Origin of the sequence: Lacrimispora sp. (genome assembly GCF_031982545.1) — a bacterium.
Lineage (GTDB): Bacteria > Bacillota > Clostridia > Lachnospirales > Lachnospiraceae > Lacrimispora.
Genome location: NZ_DALYXB010000003.1, coordinates 264,981 through 286,458, shown reverse-complemented (window position 1 = coordinate 286,458; position 21,478 = coordinate 264,981). Strand labels below are relative to the sequence as shown.

Here is a 21,478-nt window from a genome sequence, read left to right as displayed (position 1 = left end):
GATATTCCAATAAAAGAGAAGGTAAATAAAATTTATGGCGGAGATAAATCCAGATATAGATATGACTTTTAATTCAGAAGCTTTACCAAGTTTCTTCCGTGATGTGGAAATTATTGGGCCCGCAGATCTTGAATTGCCCAAATACCGTTTGGCTCATGCCAGATTAAATTTTGGTGCTTCCCCTAAAACAGCTGAAATTAGTGCCAAAAGCAGCCCCTTTCTATTGATGACTAAAAGCGTGCGGGAAATCTATAAAAATAATGATTTTGCTACTATTAAAAATATAGAAAAAAATGCAAATGATGATCTTAGAAGTGTATATACTAATATCTCAAATAATGGTGACAAAGCATGGACAAAAGTTAAAAAAAATGGCAAGGAGTTTTACATGAGCTGGTCAAATAATGGAAGTATATGGGCTTATACTGAAAATATGACCGTCCTTAACAATGCAACTCTGAATGCTCAAGTACAAATAGGAACCTATTCCAAATCAAATTCAATTCTAGGAATACATACTTATACTTTATCAATTCCTGCTGTAATTGCTGAATCGGCAATCGCATATATTGTGGCAAGAGCGGTTTCTGGTATTATTGCTGAAGGTTTAGGTTTTGCAATAGCAACGTTTTCATTGCTTCTGGCTCAAGCTGCATCTAAAGTTGGCTTAACTGGATTCAGTTTTGCTATTCGCAGTTCTGTAGTGTCTGCTATATCATCAAATTTAGTATTTGCTATCGTGTTTATTGGATTGCAATATTTATGGAATTGGCTAAATCGAAAATACACGATCCGGTTACAGATTTTTAATTGGGATGACAAAAACTCATGGAAGGTTAATGGACAATATCTCTCCAATGCCAAGATTTGTGGTGATAATCAGGAACTGAATTTTGAGTTACCTAAGATGCTAAAACCTGGTGAAGCGGTTACACCCCCAGGATTTGATCCGGTTGAGGTACTTGATACTGTATGCTACTATGCAATTGTTGTATGGGAAAATGATAATACTTTCTTGCAGGGGTGTGACATGGCTATTCAAGTGCAAAAAAATGATACAGAAGGGTTTATGTGGGCATTTTCCTGTCCCCGTTTTACAAATAACAAACAAGCAGCTAATAATGGTTTAGAAGATCCAAAGGCTTATTTGGCTCAAGCAAATTGGAATAGTGAACCGTTAGGCTTTCGTATAAGAAGTACTTCTAGAAATAACCCCGTAATTTTTGCTTTGGATGCTTTGAGTGGTGCTCCGGATAACCTGTACAATATTAATATACACATAAATAAAGAGCAGAATAATAATGTAGCTGCAAATTATTTGCTATTAAAATAGTAATTAACAAAAACGGAAGGGGGAATATTATTATGAGTTTGTGGGTTAATTGCAAAGTTACCAGCACTGGCCCGGCAGAAGACGGTACGGTTTATATTGGACTTAGATCAATTAATGCTAATCCGCCATTTAATGCTTGGTTTGTTGCTGTGGAGTCCCAAAAAAAAGAAATGCTTGCTACAGCCCTTACTGCTATATCAACCGGAAATACCGTAAATACATTACTTACAGATAGTAAACAATACAGTACTATCAACCGTTTATATGTGAATGAAAACTAAATAATATATACTTATTGTATTAGAACCCCAATCACTCCTCACCGGTACAACGGCGGGGAGTTTTTTACTTTACCATAACGCAGTGACATGAAAAGAACTTCTTTACGATAAATTTATGAAATTGTAATAATTCAGTAGATGTCAGGATGGAAATTATATGGTAAGATAATATAGGACTGCGCTGCCTTAAACGCAGCTTTTTTCATGAAACAAAGGTTTCCTGAAGGCTGTCGCAGGTAAAAAATGGATATGAGTATGGAGGCCTAGATGAAGCAAAGGAAATTTCACTTACACTTAACATTGTTCGGGACTATCGTTTTAGTACTGGTTCTTGTCTTATTGTTCCAGACCTTAAAGGGTAGAGCGGAGCCGATCTTCGATGACAATACCATGACTACATATTACGCAAAAACCGTTCTTGGAACAGCGCCGGATTTGCAGGCAGAACGGTATTTTAATAAGGATAACTACGAACTTTCCGGCTTCACCTTTGACGTCAGCCAGTGTGACTGGAATAAAGCAGGTACATACCGGGTTCCGGTCATCTACGATGGAAAGAAAACCAACTGTGTGGTGCAGGTGGAGGTACGCAATTCCGGGGTAGAGATACCGGAGACAGCTGCTTCCATCAATGAGAATGCAGTTTTAACAGAGAAGAAGTAAGGAGAAGACCCAAATGGAGCGTCATAGCTTAACTACCCTTTGCTACATTGAAAAAGAGGGACAATATCTCATGCTTCACCGCATTAAAAAGAAGAATGATATCAATCAGGATAAATGGCTGGGAGTCGGAGGTCATCTGGAGAAAGGGGAAAGCCCGGAAGACTGTCTCTTAAGGGAAGTAAAGGAAGAAACCGGCCTGACGTTACTGTCTTATCGACTCAGAGGGTTTATCACCTTTGTATCAGATCAGTATCCGGATGAATATATGTTTTTATATACAGCTGACGGTTATGACGGTTCACTTACTGATTGTCAGGAGGGAGTTCTTGAATGGGTGCCAGTTGAAAAAATTGACAGCCTCCCCATATGGGAGGGAGACCGGATCTTTTTTGAACTGCTAAAGGATGAGATTCCATTTTTTTCCCTGAAACTGCAGTATTGCAAAGATAGTTTAGAGGCTGCTGTATTAAACGGATCACCGTTAGAGCTTTTAGAAGAACGGGATTTGAATGGCTGTACTACCGGGAAAGTTCGTGCCCGCTTTATGATGCACCGTGATGGTATGCTTCATGGAACCTCCCACGTATGGGTCGTAAGACCCAATGAGAAAAGCGGGTTTGACCTGCTTTTACAAAAACGCAGCGCAGGTAAGGATGCCTATCCGGGCTGTTATGATATTTCTTCTGCAGGACATATTCCGGCAGGTGATGATTTTCTTTTATCGGCGGTCAGAGAACTGTCAGAAGAACTTGGAATTGACGCTGCTCCAGAAGAACTTACCTATGTAGGGCTTCATGAGGAACAGGAAGACGCTGTATTTTACGGACGGCCGTTCCGTAATCATGAAATCAGTCATGTCTATGTTTATGAAAAAACGGTGGATGAACGTCAGCTTGTACTTCAGAAGGAAGAGGTGGAATCAGTACTCTGGATGGATTATGAGGAATGTCTGAATCGGATGAAAGATGGAACTTTAGTCAACTGTTTAAATAAAAAGGAACTTCATATGCTTGCCCGCTGGTACCATAAAAAGGGATTGACCGGACAACAGCATTTATGATATAGTAAAAGTATTAAAGAAAGTAGGAAGTGTGTTTATGTTAATTGTGTCAAATCATGGAGCGTAAATCAGAATCATAATGTGAACAGGAAACCCGGACAGGAAGGCAGTCTTTACATTCCTTTGTTTTGTGTACCTGTTTAGCCCATGAAGATACAAAACTGACTGACAGGATTTTAGACCTGTAAGACTGGGATTTGTAGTCTTGCAGGTCTTTTTTGTATATCAAAACAGGCCTGACTGATCGCTCCATGAATCTTTTATTGTTTGAAAAAAGATAAGACAGGAGAATAACATGAATCACACATTTCAAATATTAGAATTTAACCGGATTATAGAGAAACTGGAAGAACTGGCACTTACAGAAGGTGCGAAAGAGCGGATCAGGAATTTAACTCCTGAGTTAAAAGAAGCAGAAGTAAGGAAAAATCTACGGGATACCACCCAGGCAAGAATGATCCTGGACCGAATGGGTCAGCCTCCCGCAGTAGCCATGAATGGAATGACGGCTATTTTTAAATCGGTGATGCAGGAAGGTATTCTGATGCCAGAGGATCTGGAATCAGTGGGAACTATGCTCACAGGCGTAAAACGGTATAAAGATTTCTTAAACCGATGCAAATATTTAGAACTGAGCCTTGCCTATTATGAAGAAAATTTAAATCCCCTGGAGAGTCTGGCAAAGGAACTGTTTGAAAGCATCAGAAACAAACGGGTGGATGATTCAGCCAGCAAATATTTAAGAAACGTCCGCCAGGAGATCGTACGAATGGAAGAGAAGCTGAGAACAAAGGCGGAATCCATGCTTAGAACCAATAAAAAGTTCTTTTCAGATTCGTATATCACCATCAGAAACGGCAAAGTATGTCTCCCGGTGAAAAAGGAGTATAAGCTGGCAGTACCTGGCAGTGTGATCGACCAGTCCTCCACCGGTTCCACACTATTTATAGAGCCTTCTGCCATCGCGGCGTTAAATGGGGAGCTGGAGAGCCTGAGAATTGAAGAGGAGAATGAAACCAGGAGAATTCTATATACCCTTACCGCTCAGGTAGAAGAGCAGCTGCCGGTCCTCACAGAGAATAGGAAGGTCTTAGAAAAACTTGATTTCCTTTTTGCCAAGGGAAAGCTCAGTGCAGATATGAAGGGAGTGGAGCCGGAGATTTTCACAGACCGGATCATACGGATCACTGAGGGGCGCCACCCGTTTATGAACCCGGAGCAGGTAGTTCCTTTAAACTTTGAACTGGGGAAAAACGGAAGAGGAATTGTTATAACAGGACCAAATACAGGAGGCAAAACCGTCTCCATTAAGACCGTAGGTCTGTTCTCCCTCATGGCTCAGTGCGGACTTCATATCCCGTGCAAAGAAGGTCAGATCAGTCTGTTTAACCAGGTGCTCTGTGACATCGGAGACGGGCAGAATATTACAGAGAACTTATCCACATTTTCCTCCCACATTGTAAATGTACTGGATATTCTTAGTAAGGCAGACAGAGAAAGCCTTGTCATACTGGATGAACTGGGCTCCGGAACAGATCCTGCAGAAGGTATGGGAATCGCCATCTCCATACTGGAAGAATTAAGAAGATGTGGCTGCCTGTTTTTAGCCACTACCCATTATCCGGAAGTGAAAACCTACGCTAAAGAAGCGGAGGGAATCACCAATGCACGCATGGCATTTGACCGGGAATCCTTAAAACCGTTGTACAGACTGGAAATCGGAGAAGCAGGAGAAAGCTGTGCACTTTATATTGCAGGCAGACTGGGAATGCCGGAGCGAATGATCAAACGGGCTGAGCAGTATGCCTACGGGTTATCGGAGACAGAACCGGAGTCCGGCAAATACAGGGATGTAGAGAAAAAACCGGACGGTCCCAGAATTGAAAAAATAAAGAAAACAACAGAAAATCAGATCGCAATGCAGACAAAATTTACCCTTGGAGACAGTGTAATGATTCTGCCAGACAAGAAAATAGGAATTGTCTGCACCACGGTCAATGAGAAAGGCGTAGTACGGGTTCAGATGCCGGATAAAAAAATCTGGATTAACAATAAACGGCTGAAACTTCTGGTTTCGGCTGAACAGCTGTATCCGGAAGATTATGATTTTTCCATTCTGTTTGATACCGTGGAAAACAGGAAGGCAAGACACAAGATGGAAAAGGGATATCAGGAAGGTCTGGAGATCCGAAAAGCTGGGGATGAGACCTTCCCTAAGTTATGATTTCAGCATAGTTTTGAGTGATCACAGGGTTTTTTGCGGTCATCCTCACAGGCTCTGTATTCGTATGGCAGTTCAAATGGATCATCGTTTAGTTCGGCAAGAATCAGGCGGAAAATCTGTACATGGCATAATTCATCTGCTATAATCCGGTTTAAGATGGCTTTGATGCGGAAGTCGTTAATCCACAGGCATTGCTGCTGGTATTTTCTGATTGCTTCCAGTTCTCCATTTAAGGAATTGGCTACAAGAGCGCTGATATTGGTGGGATAACGGTTGCAGGCAGGAGTCCAGTATTTCATACGGCCGTTTTGCCAGCTCCAGAGCCGTGGGTCTGCTCCCAGCATGATACAAAGCTCACCGAAAACATTGAGATGGTGCATTTCTACTACACTGATTCTGTGAAAACATTCTGCAATATCGTAAAAATACCGTTTCGTGATCATGCTGTTGTAAACGTATAAGCTGATTGCGGACATTTCCGAATTACAGGCACCGATGTTGGAAAGCATGGCTGTGGCATAAAGTTCATTGACCGTTACGATTTCAACATCAGGCCAGGGGGATTTGTCAGAAAAAACAAGTGCGGAAAGATCCATTTCTTACCTCCCATAGAGTCGTTCTATTTAAATATATCAACAGACAGAGGGAGTATGACTGAAATAATCAAAGGAAAAAGAGAGGCTGTAATTGGATGAAGGACGAAAGAACGTTTCAAAAAGAACTGGAAGAATTTGTGCCCTTAAACAAACAGGAGGAAGCGGACAAAAAGCTGATTCTTAAATGCCTGTCTGAAGGCGATCATATTTTCTTCCGGGAAAATGAGGAAGCTCATATCTCTGCTTCCGGCTGGGTGGTAAACCAGGCCATGGACCGTGTTTTAATGGCATATCATAATATTTATCATTCCTGGGCGTGGACCGGTGGCCACGCAGACGGGGAAAAGGATCTTTTGTCTGTTGCCATGAGAGAAGCCAGGGAAGAAACCGGAATTAAAACAGTAACACCAGTAATGAATCAGATATTTTCTCTTGAAGTCTTAACTGTAGATGGCCACGAAAAGAAGGGGTTATACGTTCCTTCCCATTTGCATCTGAACGTGACTTATTTACTGAAAGGAGATGACAGGGAGGAGATTAGAAATAAAGAAGATGAGAACAGTAAAGTGGGCTGGTTTTCATTAAAAGATTGTCTGGAAGTGGTAAACGAACCCTGGATGAAAGAACGAATTTACAAAAAGCTGATAGAAAAGATGGAAAATCTGAAAATTTAACAGAAAATTGGCATTTATTTTATGATTAGCTGTTTCTATTTTGGAGATTATGATTTATAATAATGGTATCTGAATGGATGAAGTTTTGCCAAATAAGACAGCGAGGTGTTAGATATGAAAATTGTTTATGCAATCGTCAGTTCCGATGATGGAAACCGGGTGACCGACGTTCTGAATGAGCACCAGTTCAGTGTCACAAAACTTGCCACAACAGGCGGTTTCTTAAAAAAAGGCAACTCAACATTAATGATCGGTACTGAAGACGGACAGGTAGAAGAAGTCATCACACTGATCAAGGATACCTGCGGAAAGCGCCAGAAAATTACATGCAACGTTCCTGCACCGAATATCGCGTCAGTTTCGGCGGGATATATGATGATGCCCATGACAGTCGAACTTGGCGGGGCTACCATATTTGTTACAGATGTAGAGCGTTTTGAGAAAATTTGATGTAGTGACAAAGGGATTGCACAGCAATCCCTTTTCGTAACAGGAGGAATGAATATGTCAGAAACCAAACGAGTATTTATCATTGTACTGGACAGTTTTGGAATCGGCGAAGCTCCAGATGCAGCGAAGTTCCACGATGAGGGAAGCAACACCCTTGGATCAATCGCAAAAGCAGAGGAATTTGATACGCCGAACTTAAAAAAACTTGGTATGTTTAATATTGACGGTGTAACAGCCGGTGAGAAAGAAAAAGAACCAGCGGGCTCCTATGGCAGAATGACCGAGCGGTCCCAGGGTAAGGATACCACCATCGGCCACTGGGAGATTGCAGGAATTATCTCCGAGGAGCCTCTTCCAACCTATCCGGAAGGCTTCCCTGATGAGATTCTTGATGAATTCAAGAAGCAGACAGGAAGAGGAATTCTCTGTAATAAACCTTATTCCGGCACAGATGTAATCCGGGATTTTGGAAAACAGCATGTGGAGACAGGAGATTTAATTGTTTACACTTCTGCAGACAGTGTATTTCAGATCGCTGCCCATGAGGAAGTGGTGCCGTTGGAAGAACTGTACCGTTACTGCAGGATCGCCAGAGAAATTTTAACAGGCAAACACAGCGTAGGCAGAGTTATTGCCAGACCTTTTGCCGGCGAATACCCTGATTATAAAAGAACGCCCCACCGCCATGACTTTTCCCTTCTTCCGCCAGCAAAAACCATGCTTGACTGTCTGGAAGAAGCAGGCCTTGATACCATCGGAGTGGGAAAAATCTACGATATTTTTGCGGGAAAAAGTATTCAGAAAACCACATCCATCGTTAACAATAACGATGGTATGATTCAGACCTTAAAAGCACAGCAGGATGATTTCCATGGTCTTTGCTTTGTTAATCTGGTGGATTTTGATATGGTTTACGGCCATCGCAACGACGTTAAGGGCTATGCAAGAGCAGCCACTGAATTTGACGTTCAGCTTGGTCAGTTTATGGAAGCCATGAGACCGGATGACGTTTTAATCATTACAGCGGATCATGGCTGTGATCCTGGAACTCCAAGCACCGATCATTCCAGGGAATATACCCCCATGCTGATTTACGGACAGGGAATGAAAGCCGGAGTTTCCATTGGAACAAGAGATACTTTTGCTGATATCGCAGCGACGGTACTGGATTTGTTCGGATTAAAGGGAGAAATTGCCGGAACCAGCTTTTTAGGTGAAGTAGCAAAATAACAGGAGGTGTTTGATTGAAGCTGAATGAGACGACGATCAGGCTGCTGAAAGAGGAAGCCTTTCGTGCACAGAAAAGGGCTTATGTTCCTTACTCCGGTTTTATGGTAGGTGCTGCACTTCTTGGAAAGAACGGAACTGTGTACCTTGGATGCAACATTGAGAATGCATCTTTTTCACCTACCAACTGTGCAGAACGCACTGCATTTTTTAAAGCAGTATCCGAGGGCGTGACGGAATTTGATGCCATTGCCATTGTAGGAAATAAAAAGGGGGCAAAGGGAGGCATCTGCGCTCCCTGCGGAGTCTGCCGTCAGGTTATGGCAGAATTCTGTGACCCGGATGAATTTCAGGTAATCCTGGCAGCAGAAGATGAGACAGCTATTTATACATTAAAAGAACTGCTTCCCCTGGGATTTACAAAGAAGGATTTAAATTCCGACTGAAAAAATGAGGGAGGTTTTAAGTAATATGAGGATGTATGATTTAATTGCAAAAAAGCGTAATGGAGAAACTCTGACAGAGGAAGAGATCCGTTCCATGATAGATGGCTATGTAATGGGAGAAATCCCGGACTATCAGATGTCCGCCATGCTGATGGCAATCTATTTTAAAGGGATGAGCGATACGGAAACAGCAATCCTTACGGATGCAGTGGCTCATTCTGGTGATATGGTGGACTTAACTCCCATTCAGGGAATTAAGGTGGATAAGCACTCCACTGGAGGTGTTGGTGATAAAACCACGCTGGTGGTGGCTCCCATTGTAGCGGCCTGCGGCGTTAAGGTGGCAAAGATGTCCGGCAGAGGACTTGGCCATACAGGCGGGACTGTGGATAAGCTGGAATCCATTCCAGGCATGAGAACAACACTGACTGAGGAAGAATTCTTTGAAATTGTCAATACCACAGGTTTGTCAGTCATCGGGCAGTCCGGTAATCTGGCACCTGGAGATAAAAAGCTGTATGCCCTCAGAGATGTGACTGCTACGGTGGAAAGTATTCCGCTGATTGCGGCATCCATTATGAGCAAGAAGCTGGCAGCAGGAAGCGACTGTATTCTTCTTGATGTGAAAACCGGAAGCGGTGCATTTATGAAGACGCTTTCTGACTCTGTCACTCTGGCAGAGAAGATGGTGGCAATCGGAGAGCATGCGGGAAAGAAGACCATGGCTCTTATTACCAATATGGATATTCCCCTGGGCAATTTAATTGGCAACAGCCTGGAGGTAATAGAAGCAGTAGAGACCTTAAAGGGCAGAGGGCCAAAGGATTTGACGGAAGTATGCTTAAATCTGGCTTCCGGAATGCTCTGGCTGGCCGGTAAGGGAACCTCCGAGGAGTGTTTTGCCATGGCAGAGAAAACCATAGCGGATGGCAGTGCCTTAAACCGCCTGGCGGCTATGGTAAAGGCACAGGGCGGAGATCCATCTGTGATCTTCGATCCCTCTCTCTTTGCAAAAGCGCCTTATGAAAGAGAAATTAAGGCTGTGAAGAAGGGATATCTGGTTCATATGAACACGGAGCAGTGCGGAATTGCGTCTTCCATGCTGGGAGCAGGAAGAGTTACCAAGGAAAGCCTCATCGATTATACAGCTGGTATTGCTCTGAAGAAAAAGGTAGGTCAGGAAGTGGAGGAAGGTGAAACCATTGCCGTGCTCTACACTTCAAGGCAGGAACTGTTTGATGCCGCAGAAGAGGAATTCTTAAAAGCAGTTACCATTGCCGATGGAAAACCGGATGAGGAGCCTCTGATTTATGCCAGAGTTACCAGAGAAGGCGTGAAGAACCTGATAGGATAGAAAGGATAAAACAATGACCGATTTAGAAATGTTAAGTTATGTAGACCATACCCAGTTAAAGGCGTTTGCCACATGGGAAGATATTGAAGAACTGTGCAAGGAGGCGGTGGAATATAAAACAGCTACTGTCTGCATTCCCCCCTGCTATATCAGCCGCGTACACAAGGAATTCCCTACTCTGGCCATTTGTACCGTAGTCGGATTTCCTCTTGGATATTCCGTGACAGAATCCAAGGTTTTGGAGACGAAAAAGGCCATTGAAGACGGAGCTGTGGAAGTTGACATGGTAGTCAATATCAGTGATGTGAAAAATGGTGAATATAAGAAGGTAGAAGAAGAGATAGCAGAACTGAAAAAAGCCGCAGGCGATCAGGTTTTAAAGGTGATTATTGAAGCGTGTTATTTAACAGAGGAAGAAAAGATTGCCATGTGCAAGGCTGTAACTGCAGCTGGAGCCGACTATATCAAGACCTCCACCGGATTTGGAACTGGCGGAGCGACTTTGGAAGATATCGAGTTGTTTAAAAAGCACATCGGACCAGATGTAAAGATTAAAGCAGCCGGCGGCGTGCGGACGCTGGAAGATTTAAGAGCCTTTATTGAGGCAGGATGCCATCGCGTGGGAGCAAGTGCAGCTGTAAAGCTGGCAGCTCAGAAGAAATAAAGAATAGTGAATAAGAGGAACACCCAAAACTATCTGACAGTAAAAAAATACAGACAGTTTTGGGCTCTTATTTTCTGATAAATTAGTGAAATGCACAAATAACGCAGGGGGTACCCTTGGTTATATTTCACAAAAATAGGGAGAAAACCAAAAAACACTGACAAAATACCCAAAAAAGTGTTACACTAATAGTATAGCGTTTGAATTTTTATTGTAACAGTGTGTTGGTATTCTGACAGGAGGAATGAATGATGTTTCAGGTAAATGATTTAGTAGTATTCGGCAGCCATGGGATCTGTGAGGTAAAGGAAATCGGGAATCTGCGTATGTATGAGGCAGATGAGGAGAGGACCTACTATACCTTAAAGCCTCTTTACGAGGAGCACCAAAGTGCCGTTTACACACCTGTTGATAACCGAAAAACAGCTATCAGAGCCGCTGCTACCAGGGAGGAAGCAATGGATCTCATCGATCAGATCCCCAGCATCGAAGCAATCTGGGTGTTGGATGAAAGAGAACGGGAATGCATTTTTAAGGCCATTATGTTAAAATGTGAATGTGCCGGCTGGATGCAGATTGTAAAGACACTGTATTTGAAAAAAAGAAAGAGACTTGCAGAAGGCAAAAAGAATACTGCAAAGGATGATTTCTATTTTAATAAGGCAGAGGATCTGTTATATGGTGAGCTGGCAGCAGCTTTGGAAGTGGATAAAGATGGAATAAAAGATATGGTAATGAGCCGTGTCTTTTCAGATGTAACAAATTAAAGAACGTCCTCCCGTATCGCTGGGAGGACGTTCTTTAATTTGTTATTCCTGGTATTGTTTTATACCCTGATGGAAAAGCACAAATATGAGTTTGTGTCTTGCCATCAGGGTATTTTTTATTATAAAAAACATGGCGGCGATTGTTAAATCTGAAAGATTCCAGGGGAGGGGTTGGGTATTTGGGGTGTCCTTCTTTATGAATCTATTCACTTAACAATGCAGACAAATAAAAAGTACCTGGAAAATATAACATTATTTAGCATTCCTTGTACAAAGTTGGATTAAATTTGACATTCCTATCATATAATATTACAAAATATGTTTTTTAGAACATACCAGATTGGAAAAATGCTGTTTCATATACTTATGCAGTAATTCGGCATTTTATCCTTATTATGGAAAAAATATTATGAGAGGAGAAATGTGTATGTATGAAAAAAAGAAAAAGATCTAGGATACCGTCGCGGACATTTTACTGTTTTCAAAAACGATTACTGGCATTTTTACTTGCTGCGGCCATGATACTGGCCAATGTAGGTGCAGACACAAATCAGGTGTATGCAGCCAGTTCATCGGAGTCCGTTACTTTCTCAGTGGGGGGATCGCAGCTTATCAAAGCCATTGAAGATGCGATTGTCAATGGGGATGAGGTGACAGCAGAGGATCTGGATTTCACCAATGGTAAAATTGCGGAATTTAAGGAACTATTTTTTGGGAAAGGTAAGATTTACGAAGCCTTTCCTGAACTTCAGGGGGAAGGTGTGGATGCACAGCTGCGTGTGTTTGTCCGAATACCGGAAAATGCTGATGACATGTATATGGTAACCGGCGATGAAGAAATTGTTTTCTTGTACGTAAATAACGGAGAAAATACCATTAGCTGTTCTACAGAAATTACCAGGATGGATAACGGCGTAGAAAAGGTGAAAAAGACCAACCGCATTACGGTAAGGAGTTATGAATCAGCATTTGGTAAAGAGGAAGTAAATGTTGTTACTAAGCCAGAACAACCAACTGTAACCGGAGAAACAAAGGTACCGGAAACAGCAACTCCTGCAGAGGCTGAAAAAGCAGTTGAGACTGCACCTGTGAAGGAAACTACAGCACCAGAGGAGACCACATCAGCACCAGAGGAAACCCCTGCAAAACTGCCAGAGGAGACGATAGCTGCTCCAACAGAAAGCCAGACTGAGGCTCCGGCAGAGGAATCAGTCAAAGAAGCAACCGAGCCGGAAGAGATTCCGGTTTCTGAGAGCAAAGTCTCTGAGCCAGTAGCTTCTATTATTCGCCACAATGCACCGGTAGTTGCTGCCAAAGAAAATGGTGAGGTAACGGAAGCCGCAGAAGTCAGTGAAGAGACAGCTGCTGTTGATCCCGAGAATGTGAGAGAATCAAAGGAGACAGAGGCGTCAACCAAGGCCGAAACCACACAGGCCGAAACCACACAGGCCGAAACCACACAGGCCGAGACCACACAGGTTGAGTCAACACAGGCGGAGACCCCAAAGTCTGAATCAACGCAGGCGGAAACGTCCCAGATCGAAACCACTCAGCCTGAAACCACCCAGGTTCCTGCAGAAAGCCAGTCTTCGTCTGCCGGCAAGAACACCGCAGGGGGTACGACCAATACAACTACCGGAACGGCTTCCCCTTCGGAAAGCAAGCCAGTACCAGAGACGCCAAACTCAGAAACAAAGGCTTCTCCAGCCGGATCAGCCGATTTGGTTGGTATTGGATATTGTTCCACTGCCAAGGCTTATATGGTTACAATCAATCAGTTAAAAGCGTTAGAAGACTATGATGGATATAAGATTTCATATACAATTAATCCGGAAGCCAGTGCCCGTATTATTGAAGGGCCAAGGGGAGTTGAGGAAGGTCAGGAGCTGACCTTTGGTGTTAAAAATCAGATTGGATATGGGATTGAGAGTGTAACGGCGAATGGACAAACATTGAAATCTGATTCTGCAACAGATAATACAGATGGTTCACAGACCGCCTGGTATTCCGTTCCAGAGATTTATGAGGATCAGGAAATAGAAGTTCATATGTCGGAAACTGGAGAACATCCGGAATTTTCTTCCCAGCTTGTTATGGAAGATGGCACCATAATACGTTTGCATGCACCGGAAGGGGTATTACCCGCAGGCGTAAAAGCATCAGCAGTGGTTGTTACCGGTATTGGGGATGCAGTGAAAGAAAAAGTTGAGGCTCAGGCAAAAGAGGATGGAGAGGCAAAAAAGGTAATCAGTTCTTTATCTTATAACATTGATCTTCTTGACCGCAGCGGCAACAAACTGGATAACCAGATCTGGAATGGTTCTGTACAGGTGACGTTTTCCGGAACTCCAATGGAGAATCACAGCAGGGAAGCGAATACGGTTGAGGTAGTTTATGTTGCCACGACTAAGGAAGATGAACCACAGGCAAAGGTGACAGCGGCAGATGTGGCTTCTGTGGAGCCCGTTTCAGAAGAACTGAATGTACAGGAAAATAAAGGTATTAATGAAATTACGTTTGAGGCGGAACATTTTTCAACTTATACAATCGTGTTCAGTAATTTTTGGGGGAGAAAATCTCTTCCATTAAATTTAGTAAAATACGACAATGGAGCGGCTATTCCTATTGGAACAGATGCGATACGTTCTGATAGTCTATCCTTTGGAAAAGCTATATCAATGAAAGATATTGCACCTGATGTAAGTGGATATACCTTTGATAAGGCCACTGTCGGAAGCAATTTCCTAAGCGGATCTGTGATTCAATCCCTCCAATGTGATAATGGTTTATGGGATTATACTATTTATTATAAAACTTCATCATCTAAATGGACGGATCTGGAAAAGAACAGCATTTATTTATGGTATTCGCAGAATGGTATAACAGTCCAGTTTGATGCCAATGGTGGTCAGGGATCCGTATCCTCAAAAAACGCAAAACCGGGGGATTCAATTGAATTACCAGATGGCAGCAGCTTAACCAGAGCCAATTACAAATTTATGGGTTGGAGCGATTCTCCGGACGGAGGTAAAATAACTTCTAAGGGGAATGCAGGATATAATGAAGTTTATACAGACACCTTCACATTAGATGCCAATGAAACCGCTAAAGCAAAAATCTTATATGCGGTTTGGGCACAAACCGGGGGCAGCGCGTCAGGCCGGTTGTGGGTAGCGGTTTTAAATGATGGCGGAGATTTGCCGGCAGAGCCAAGAAACCAGACCAGTCGCAGCTATGAATTTATTTATAAGGATTACGGTCAATATTTTAAAACCATAGGGTCAGGTGATAATCTATTAAATTATATCAACCCCTTAATAACAGTAACAGGAAAAGACAATGTACAGGCGAATTTAAACGACAAGTTTTATGAGGTTACTGCTGGTTGGGAAGATAAAAATCTTGAAAAGAATGAGTATATTGAATGGTATGTTATAAAATATGAGTCAGCGGCTTGTGGAACGGAAGGCTGGCATGTAGATGGTATCATAAGAAATAAAGAGAGCTATTATGTTGACTATGCTGGAAATGGTAATACTGGCGGCTTAACTCCAGATGGTCAGGGATATGATCTGAACGCCAACGTTACTGTAGCAAAAGCAGGCGGGTATGAAGGCGGAACCTGGCTTCCATTAAAGAAAGATGGATATGTATTTAATGGTTGGAATACACGGTCTGATGGAAAGGGAGAAGCCTTCAATGAAGGAGACTCGTTCAGCCTTACAAAGGATTTTATTACTGAAAATCATTCGAAAGCGGACAACACAGTAACTTTATATGCACAATGGAGGTTAAAAAACAGTGTTCAGATTAAGTATCAGGCAGTGGGAGAAGGGAATGTTTCTCCAGCTAGTGAATATTTAAATCCGGACATTGGAGTTTCCAAAGGTGCTGCGGCAACCCCGGATAAGGGGTATAAATTTAGCGGTTGGTATAGTGATGCAGCGTGTACGGTTCCGGTATCCGCTTCAGCTAAGTACACACCGGATCGTCCGGCCTCCGGCTGGGGAGACGGCACTACTTTCTATGCCAGGTTTGTCGTAGATGACACCCAGAAGTTTGGTTATACGGTAAATTATTATATCAAGGGTACCACGGCAGCAGTGCCCGGTCTTGTAGCTCTGACTGGAAGTGCACCGGTAGGAACATTTACCTGGAAAAATGAACCAAAGACGGCAACCGGCTACAAGCTGGTGACCAGTCCGTCACAGCCGACGAGCATGATAATCACAGCGGATGGTTCCAACGAGCAAACCGTGTATTATGAGATTGATGAAACGCAGAAGTTTGGTTATACGGTGAATTACTTTGTCAAGGGAACCACAACACCAGTACCAGGGCTTTTTGCCCTGACAGGAAGTGCACCGGTAGGAACATTTACCTGGAAGAATGATCCAGTAACCACAACCGGTTACAAGCTGATAACCAGTTCACAACAGCCGACGAGTATGACAATCACAGCAACTGGTTCCAACGTGCAGACGGTGTACTATGAAATTGATGAAACTCAAAAGTTTGACTATACAGTGAATTACTATATTAAGGGAACCACAACAGCAGTACCAGGGCTGGTGTCTCTCAATGGAAAATCACCAATAGGAACATTTACCTGGAGCAATGTTACTAAGACAGCAACCGGCTACAAGCTGGTGACCAGTACGCCCCAGCCAACCAGCATGACAATCACAGCAGCTGGCCCCAACCAGCAAACGGTGTACTATGAGGTTGATGCCACCCAAAAGTTTGACTACACGGTGAATTACTATATCAAGGGAACCACGGCTGTGGTGCCAGGTCTTAAAGCCCTGACAGGAAGTGCACCGGTAGGAACATTCACATGGAAAAATGAGCCGAAGACAGCAACCGGCTACAAGCTGATGGCCGAACAGCCCATAAGCATGGCAATCACGTCAGCTGGTCCCAACGTGCAAACGGTGTACTATGAGACTGATGAAACCCAAAAGTTTAGTTATACGGTAAATTACTATATCAAGGGAACCGCAACAGCAGTACCAGGGTTAGCACCACTGTCAGGAAGTGCGCCGGTAGGAACGTTCACCTGGAGTAATGTAACTAAGACTGCAACTGGCTATAAGCTGGTGACCAGCTCACAACAGCCAACGAGCATGACAATTACGGCAGATGGTTTAAACGAGAAGACGGTGTACTACGAGATTGATGAAACTCAGAAGTTCGATTACACGGTAAATTACTATATCAAGGGAACCACAACAGCAGTACCAGGGCTTACGCCACTGACAGGAAGTGCACAAGTAGGGGAATTCAGCTGGAGAAATGAGCCGAAGACAGAAACTGGCTACAAGCTGATGGCCAGACAGCCGGAAAGCATGACAATTACTGCAGCTGGACCAAATGAAAAAGTGGTGTACTATGAGGTTGATAAAGCCCAAACCTTTGGCTATACAGTAAACTACTATATCAAAGATACTACAACAGCAGTACCAGGTATTACGGTGATGACAGGAAGAGCACCCATAGGGGAATTCAGCTGGAGAAATGAGCCGAAGACAGAAACCGGCTACAAGCTGATGGCCGGACAGCCGAATAGCATGACAATAACGGCAGATGGTCCTAATGTCAGGACAGTATACTATGAGATCGATGAAACCCAGAAGTTTGGCTATACAGTGAATTACTTTATTAAGGGGTCTACAGTCCCGGTACCAGGTCTTACAGCTCTGTCAGGAAAAGCACCGGTAGGGGTATACAGCTGGGCGAATCCTTCAAAGACAGATACTGGCTATAAGCTGATGGCCGGACAGCCGGCAAGCATGATAATCACGGCAGCTGGTTCTAACGTAAAGACAGTGTATTATGAGATTGATGAAACCCAGAAGTTTGACTACACGGTGAATTACTATATTAAGGGAACCACAACAGTAGTACCGGGTCTTACAACGATGTCAGGAAAAGCACCGGCAGGGGAATTCAGCTGGAGGAATGAGCCAAAGACAGAAACTGGCTACAGGCTGATGATCGGACAGCCGGAAACCATGACAATCACGTCAGCCGGACCCAATGTGAAAACGGTATATTATGAGATTGATGATACTCAGAAATTCGACTATACAGTGAACTTCTATATCAAAAATACCACAACAGCAGTACCCGGTCTTAAGGCTCTGACAGAAAGAGCATCGGTAGGGGAACTCAGCTGGACGAATGTACCAAAAACAGAAACCGGCTACAAGCTAATGGCCGGACAGCCAAATAGCATGACAATCACGTCAGCCGGTCCCAACGTGAAAGCTGTATATTATGAAATTGATGAAACCCAGAAGTTCGACTATACAGTGAATTATTTTATTAAAGGAACAACAGCTGCAGTCCCAGGTCTTACGACTCTGGCAGGAAAAGCGCCGGTAGGTGAATTCACCTGGAAAAATGAGCCGAAGACCAAGACCGGCTATAAGCTGGTGGCGGAACAACCGGAAAGCATGACAATCACAGACGCTGGTCCTAACGAGAAGACGGTATACTATGAAATTGATGAGATGCAGAAATTTGGCTATACAGTAAACTACTATATCAAGGATACTGAAACTGGAGTACCAGGCCTTACGCCACTGACAGGAAGTGAACCGGTAGGAACATTTACCTGGAAAAATGAGCCAAAGACCGCAACTGGTTACAAGCTGGTAGCTGAGCAGCCGGCAAGCATGACAATCACGGCCGCTGGTCCCAACGTAAAAACGGTATACTATGAAATCGATGAGACCCAAAAGTTCGGTTATACGGTAAACTACTATATCAAAGATACTACAACTGGTGTACCAGGTCTTACGCCATTGACAGGAAGTGAACCGATAGGAACATTCACCTGGAAAAATGAATCTAAGACCCCAACTGGCTATAAGCTGGTGGACGATCAGCCGGAAAGCATGACAATCACGTCCGCTGGTCCTAACGAAAAAACAGTATACTATGAGATTGATGAAGCGCAGAAGTTTGGTTATAAGGTAAACTACTATATCAAAGATACCACAATTGGGGTACCAGGTCTTACGCCACTGACAGGAAACGAACCAGTAGGAACATTCACCTGGAAAAATGAACCGAAGACTGTAACTGGGTATAAACTGGTAGCCGGTCAGCCAACTGGCATGACGATTACAGCAGAAGGCCCCAACGAGAAGACGGTTTATTATGAGATTGATGAAACCCAGAGTTTTGATTATAGTGTGAATTACTATATCAAAGATACCACAACCGTGGTACCCGGTCTTGAATCTCTGACAGGAAAGAAACCGGTAGGGGAATTTACCTGGACTAATATGTCAAAGACCCCAACCGGGTATAAGCTGATGGCCGACCAGCCGACCAGCATGACAATCAACTCAGAAGGTCCCAACGAAAAGACGGTATATTATGAGATTGATGAAACCCAGAAGTTTGGCTATACGGTGAATTTCTTTATTAAAGATACCACAACAGCAGTACCAGGTCTTAATCCACTGACAGGAAGTGTATCAGTAGGGGATATAACCTGGAGTAATGATCCAAAGACCGCAACTGGCTATAAGCTGATGGCAGAACAGCCGGAAAGCATGACAATCACAGCGGCAGGCCCCAATCAGAAGTCGGTGTATTATGAGATTGATGAATCGCAGAAGTTTGATTATAGTGTCAATTACTATATCAAAGATACCACAACTGCGGTACCAGGTCTTATTGCTCTGACAGGAAGTGAACCGGTAGGGGAAATCACCTGGATCAATACGCCAAAGACCACAACCGGCTACAAGCTGGTGGCCGACCAGCCAGTCAGCATGACGATTACAGCAGCAGGCCCCAACGAAAAGACGGTGTATTATGAGGTTGATGAAACGCAGAAATTTGATTATAGAGTTAATTACTATATCAAAGATACCACAACTGCGGTACCAGGTCTTGATGTCCGGACAGGAAGTGAACCAGTAGGGGAATTTATCTGGACTAATGTGTCAAAGACCGCAACCGGCTACAAGCTGATGGCTGACCAGCCGACCAGCATGACAATCACCTCAGCAGGCTCCAACGAGAAGACGGTGTATTATGAGATTGATGAAACCCAGAAGTTTGACTATAGTGTGAATTACTATATCAAAGATACTACAACTGCGGTGCCCGGTCTTGAGTCTCTGACAGCAAGTGCACCCGTAGGAGAAGTAACCTGGATCAATCCGCCAAAAACCACAACCGGGTATAAGCTGATGGCAGAGCAGCCGGAAAGCATGACAGTCACCTCAGCAGGCCCTAACGAAAAAACTGTATATTATGAAATAGATGAGGATCAGACTCTGAATTATAAAATCAAATATTTCTATAATAACAGTGAGGATCCAGGGGCAGAAGAAAACCAAAAGGTATTGGTAGCTGAGCCAACTGTTAATAAGGTAACTTTAAAGGAAAAGGCCGGATACAGATTATCAGATAAGCCATACAATCCAGAACTGCCTACGGTTATAACCGGAGAAAACAATGTAATAAATGTTTATTATGATCCGGTGCAGGTTAATTATATGGTAGACCTGTATTATCAGGTAAATGGAGAATATGCAGAGCAGCCAACGTATTCGTATACCAGAAATGGTTATACGGAGTCTACGGCTGAGGTGACTGCTGATGACAGGCAAATAAAGAAACCAGGTTACGTGTTTGACGAAGCCAAAGAAAATGTATTGGGTGGAGCAATTGCCGGAGATGGAAGTCTGGTTCTTAAGGTTTACTTCAAACAGCAGTTTACAGTAACTTATGCGCCAGGTACCCAGGGAACCTTTGCGATTCAGAAAGCGGAAGGTCTGGATTACAACACAGTAACTCCGGAATATGACGGGACGCCCATCGGTAAGTCAGGATATGTATTTGCGGGCTGGAGTCCCAAACCTGAGCCGGTTGTTACAACAGACAACACTTATGTAGCACAATGGATTTCTTCAACCAGTACAAAATATACGGTGGAATTCTATTACGAGAGTAAAGGAAAATATCCGGAGAAGGCTAATAATTCTTCATTGAGAGCAGGAACAACGGATGCGACGGCAGCTGTAACCGATTCTGATAAGGCAGCATTGAGCGGATATATACTTGATTCCAATGCAGCCAATGTATTTGAGGCAGCAGTCGCAGGCGATGGCGGTATGGTGCTCAGGGTTTACTTTAAGCAGCAGTTTGCAATAACCTATAATCCAGGAGAGCATGGTTCCTTTAATGAACAAACGAACACAGGTCTCAGCTATGGCGATGCAGTTCCTGCATTTGAAGGGCAGACTACAGCAAACGGTAACTACAGTTTTATAGGCTGGAATAAAGAAATCGCAAAGACCGTATCAGAAAATGTAGTTTATACCGCATTATGGAGTTACAACGGCGGAGGAAGCAGTGGGGGAAGCAGCGGTGGAAGCTCCGGCGGCGGTCCAAGAGCAACCGGAACCCGCCAGGCAGGAGGCCCTGGTGACACAACTGTTACCATTGAGCCTGTACCAGTTCCTCTGGCGAACCTGCCGGAGAATACAAACCTTGTAACCATTGACGATGGCAACATTCCCTTAGCCGGACTTCCAAAGACTGGTGACAGGGCGCCTGTTCAGGGGGTTGCAGCGATTGTATCGGGCATCTTATTGGCAGCCTATCTGGCAATCAGCCATAGGCGCAAAGACGAAAGATAGGAATTGAAACTGAAGTGAAATAAGAATAAACGGGGCTGTTGCGTAAAAGCAACAGCTCCCGTTCTAAGGTC

General features: G+C 43.6%; 14 protein-coding genes. 13 read left to right on the top strand and 1 reads right to left on the bottom strand.

The window, feature by feature from the left end; all coding sequences use genetic code 11:
* The first annotated feature begins 34 nt into the window (after window positions 1-34).
* The 5 genes from ABS301_RS07210 to ABS301_RS07190 all read left to right on the top strand — a co-directional run bounded on the left by ABS301_RS07210 (window position 35) and on the right by ABS301_RS07190 (window position 5,561).
* A complete protein-coding gene (locus ABS301_RS07210; RefSeq protein ID WP_349671569.1) occupies window positions 35-1,333 on the top strand; it encodes a hypothetical protein in 1,299 nt (432 codons plus the stop codon).
* Between the two features lie 32 nt (window positions 1,334-1,365).
* Window positions 1,366-1,614 carry a hypothetical protein gene (locus ABS301_RS07205; protein WP_349671568.1) on the top strand — a complete coding sequence of 83 codons (249 nt, stop codon included), beginning with the start codon at window positions 1,366-1,368 and terminating at the stop codon, window positions 1,612-1,614.
* A gap of 267 nt (window positions 1,615-1,881) precedes the next feature.
* A complete protein-coding gene (locus ABS301_RS07200; protein ID WP_349671567.1) occupies window positions 1,882-2,277 on the top strand; it encodes a hypothetical protein in 396 nt (131 codons plus the stop codon).
* Window positions 2,278-2,290: 13 nt separating this feature from the next.
* Window positions 2,291-3,337, top strand: a complete 1,047-nt coding sequence (locus tag ABS301_RS07195) for an NUDIX domain-containing protein (protein ID WP_349671566.1) — start codon at window positions 2,291-2,293, stop codon at window positions 3,335-3,337.
* Window positions 3,338-3,632: 295 nt separating this feature from the next.
* The gene (locus tag ABS301_RS07190; protein ID WP_349671565.1) at window positions 3,633-5,561 is read left to right on the top strand and encodes an endonuclease MutS2; all 1,929 of its coding nucleotides are present in this window, start codon (window positions 3,633-3,635) and stop codon (window positions 5,559-5,561) included.
* A gap of 2 nt (window positions 5,562-5,563) precedes the next feature.
* Here the strand turns inward: ABS301_RS07190 and ABS301_RS07185 are convergent, their stop codons facing one another.
* Complete coding sequence (locus tag ABS301_RS07185) at window positions 5,564-6,157, bottom strand: ferritin-like domain-containing protein (protein ID WP_349671564.1); 594 nt, start codon at window positions 6,155-6,157, stop codon at window positions 5,564-5,566.
* Between the two features lie 95 nt (window positions 6,158-6,252).
* Between ABS301_RS07185 and ABS301_RS07180 the strand changes: the two genes are divergently transcribed.
* The 8 genes from ABS301_RS07180 to ABS301_RS07145 all read left to right on the top strand — a co-directional run bounded on the left by ABS301_RS07180 (window position 6,253) and on the right by ABS301_RS07145 (window position 21,407).
* The gene (locus ABS301_RS07180) at window positions 6,253-6,831 is read left to right on the top strand and encodes an NUDIX hydrolase (RefSeq protein ID WP_349671563.1); all 579 of its coding nucleotides are present in this window, start codon (window positions 6,253-6,255) and stop codon (window positions 6,829-6,831) included.
* Window positions 6,832-6,945: 114 nt separating this feature from the next.
* Window positions 6,946-7,281, top strand: coding sequence for a cyclic-di-AMP receptor (locus ABS301_RS07175; protein WP_104437025.1), 336 nt, complete (start codon window positions 6,946-6,948; stop codon window positions 7,279-7,281).
* 54 nt (window positions 7,282-7,335) lie between these two features.
* Window positions 7,336-8,511, top strand: coding sequence for a phosphopentomutase (locus ABS301_RS07170; RefSeq protein WP_349671562.1), 1,176 nt, complete (start codon window positions 7,336-7,338; stop codon window positions 8,509-8,511).
* 14 nt (window positions 8,512-8,525) lie between these two features.
* Window positions 8,526-8,954: a cytidine deaminase gene (locus ABS301_RS07165; RefSeq protein ID WP_502877951.1), complete on the top strand. Its 429-nt coding sequence runs from the start codon at window positions 8,526-8,528 to the stop codon at window positions 8,952-8,954.
* A 25-nt stretch (window positions 8,955-8,979) separates the two neighbouring features.
* A complete protein-coding gene (locus ABS301_RS07160) occupies window positions 8,980-10,308 on the top strand; it encodes a pyrimidine-nucleoside phosphorylase (RefSeq protein WP_349671561.1) in 1,329 nt (442 codons plus the stop codon).
* A gap of 13 nt (window positions 10,309-10,321) precedes the next feature.
* Window positions 10,322-10,972 (top strand): deoxyribose-phosphate aldolase, encoded by a 651-nt coding sequence (gene deoC, locus ABS301_RS07155; protein WP_349671560.1) that lies wholly within the window; start codon window positions 10,322-10,324, stop codon window positions 10,970-10,972.
* Window positions 10,973-11,220: 248 nt separating this feature from the next.
* The gene (locus tag ABS301_RS07150) at window positions 11,221-11,739 is read left to right on the top strand and encodes a CarD family transcriptional regulator (protein ID WP_349671559.1); all 519 of its coding nucleotides are present in this window, start codon (window positions 11,221-11,223) and stop codon (window positions 11,737-11,739) included.
* Between the two features lie 431 nt (window positions 11,740-12,170).
* On the top strand, window positions 12,171-21,407 hold the full coding sequence (locus ABS301_RS07145) for a doubled motif LPXTG anchor domain-containing protein (protein WP_349671558.1): 9,237 nt from the start codon (window positions 12,171-12,173) through the stop codon (window positions 21,405-21,407).
* The last annotated feature ends 71 nt before the right edge of the window (window positions 21,408-21,478 follow it).

What these genes read in the sequence shown, in the direction of transcription:
- ABS301_RS07205 (WP_349671568.1), top strand. Translation starts at nt 1,366, where the DNA reads ATGAGTTTGTGGGTTAATTGCAAAGTTACCAGCACTGGCCCGGCAGAA.
- ABS301_RS07145 (WP_349671558.1), top strand. Translation starts at nt 12,171, where the DNA reads ATGAAAAAAAGAAAAAGATCTAGGATACCGTCGCGGACATTTTACTGT.
- ABS301_RS07190 (WP_349671565.1), top strand. Translation starts at nt 3,633, where the DNA reads ATGAATCACACATTTCAAATATTAGAATTTAACCGGATTATAGAGAAA.
- ABS301_RS07160 (WP_349671561.1), top strand. Translation starts at nt 8,980, where the DNA reads ATGAGGATGTATGATTTAATTGCAAAAAAGCGTAATGGAGAAACTCTG.
- ABS301_RS07195 (WP_349671566.1), top strand. Translation starts at nt 2,291, where the DNA reads ATGGAGCGTCATAGCTTAACTACCCTTTGCTACATTGAAAAAGAGGGA.
- ABS301_RS07170 (WP_349671562.1), top strand. Translation starts at nt 7,336, where the DNA reads ATGTCAGAAACCAAACGAGTATTTATCATTGTACTGGACAGTTTTGGA.
- ABS301_RS07200 (WP_349671567.1), top strand. Translation starts at nt 1,882, where the DNA reads ATGAAGCAAAGGAAATTTCACTTACACTTAACATTGTTCGGGACTATC.
- ABS301_RS07175 (WP_104437025.1), top strand. Translation starts at nt 6,946, where the DNA reads ATGAAAATTGTTTATGCAATCGTCAGTTCCGATGATGGAAACCGGGTG.
- ABS301_RS07180 (WP_349671563.1), top strand. Translation starts at nt 6,253, where the DNA reads ATGAAGGACGAAAGAACGTTTCAAAAAGAACTGGAAGAATTTGTGCCC.
- ABS301_RS07185 (WP_349671564.1), bottom strand. Translation starts at nt 6,157, where the DNA reads ATGGATCTTTCCGCACTTGTTTTTTCTGACAAATCCCCCTGGCCTGAT.
- deoC (WP_349671560.1), top strand. Translation starts at nt 10,322, where the DNA reads ATGACCGATTTAGAAATGTTAAGTTATGTAGACCATACCCAGTTAAAG.
- ABS301_RS07210 (WP_349671569.1), top strand. Translation starts at nt 35, where the DNA reads ATGGCGGAGATAAATCCAGATATAGATATGACTTTTAATTCAGAAGCT.
- ABS301_RS07150 (WP_349671559.1), top strand. Translation starts at nt 11,221, where the DNA reads ATGATGTTTCAGGTAAATGATTTAGTAGTATTCGGCAGCCATGGGATC.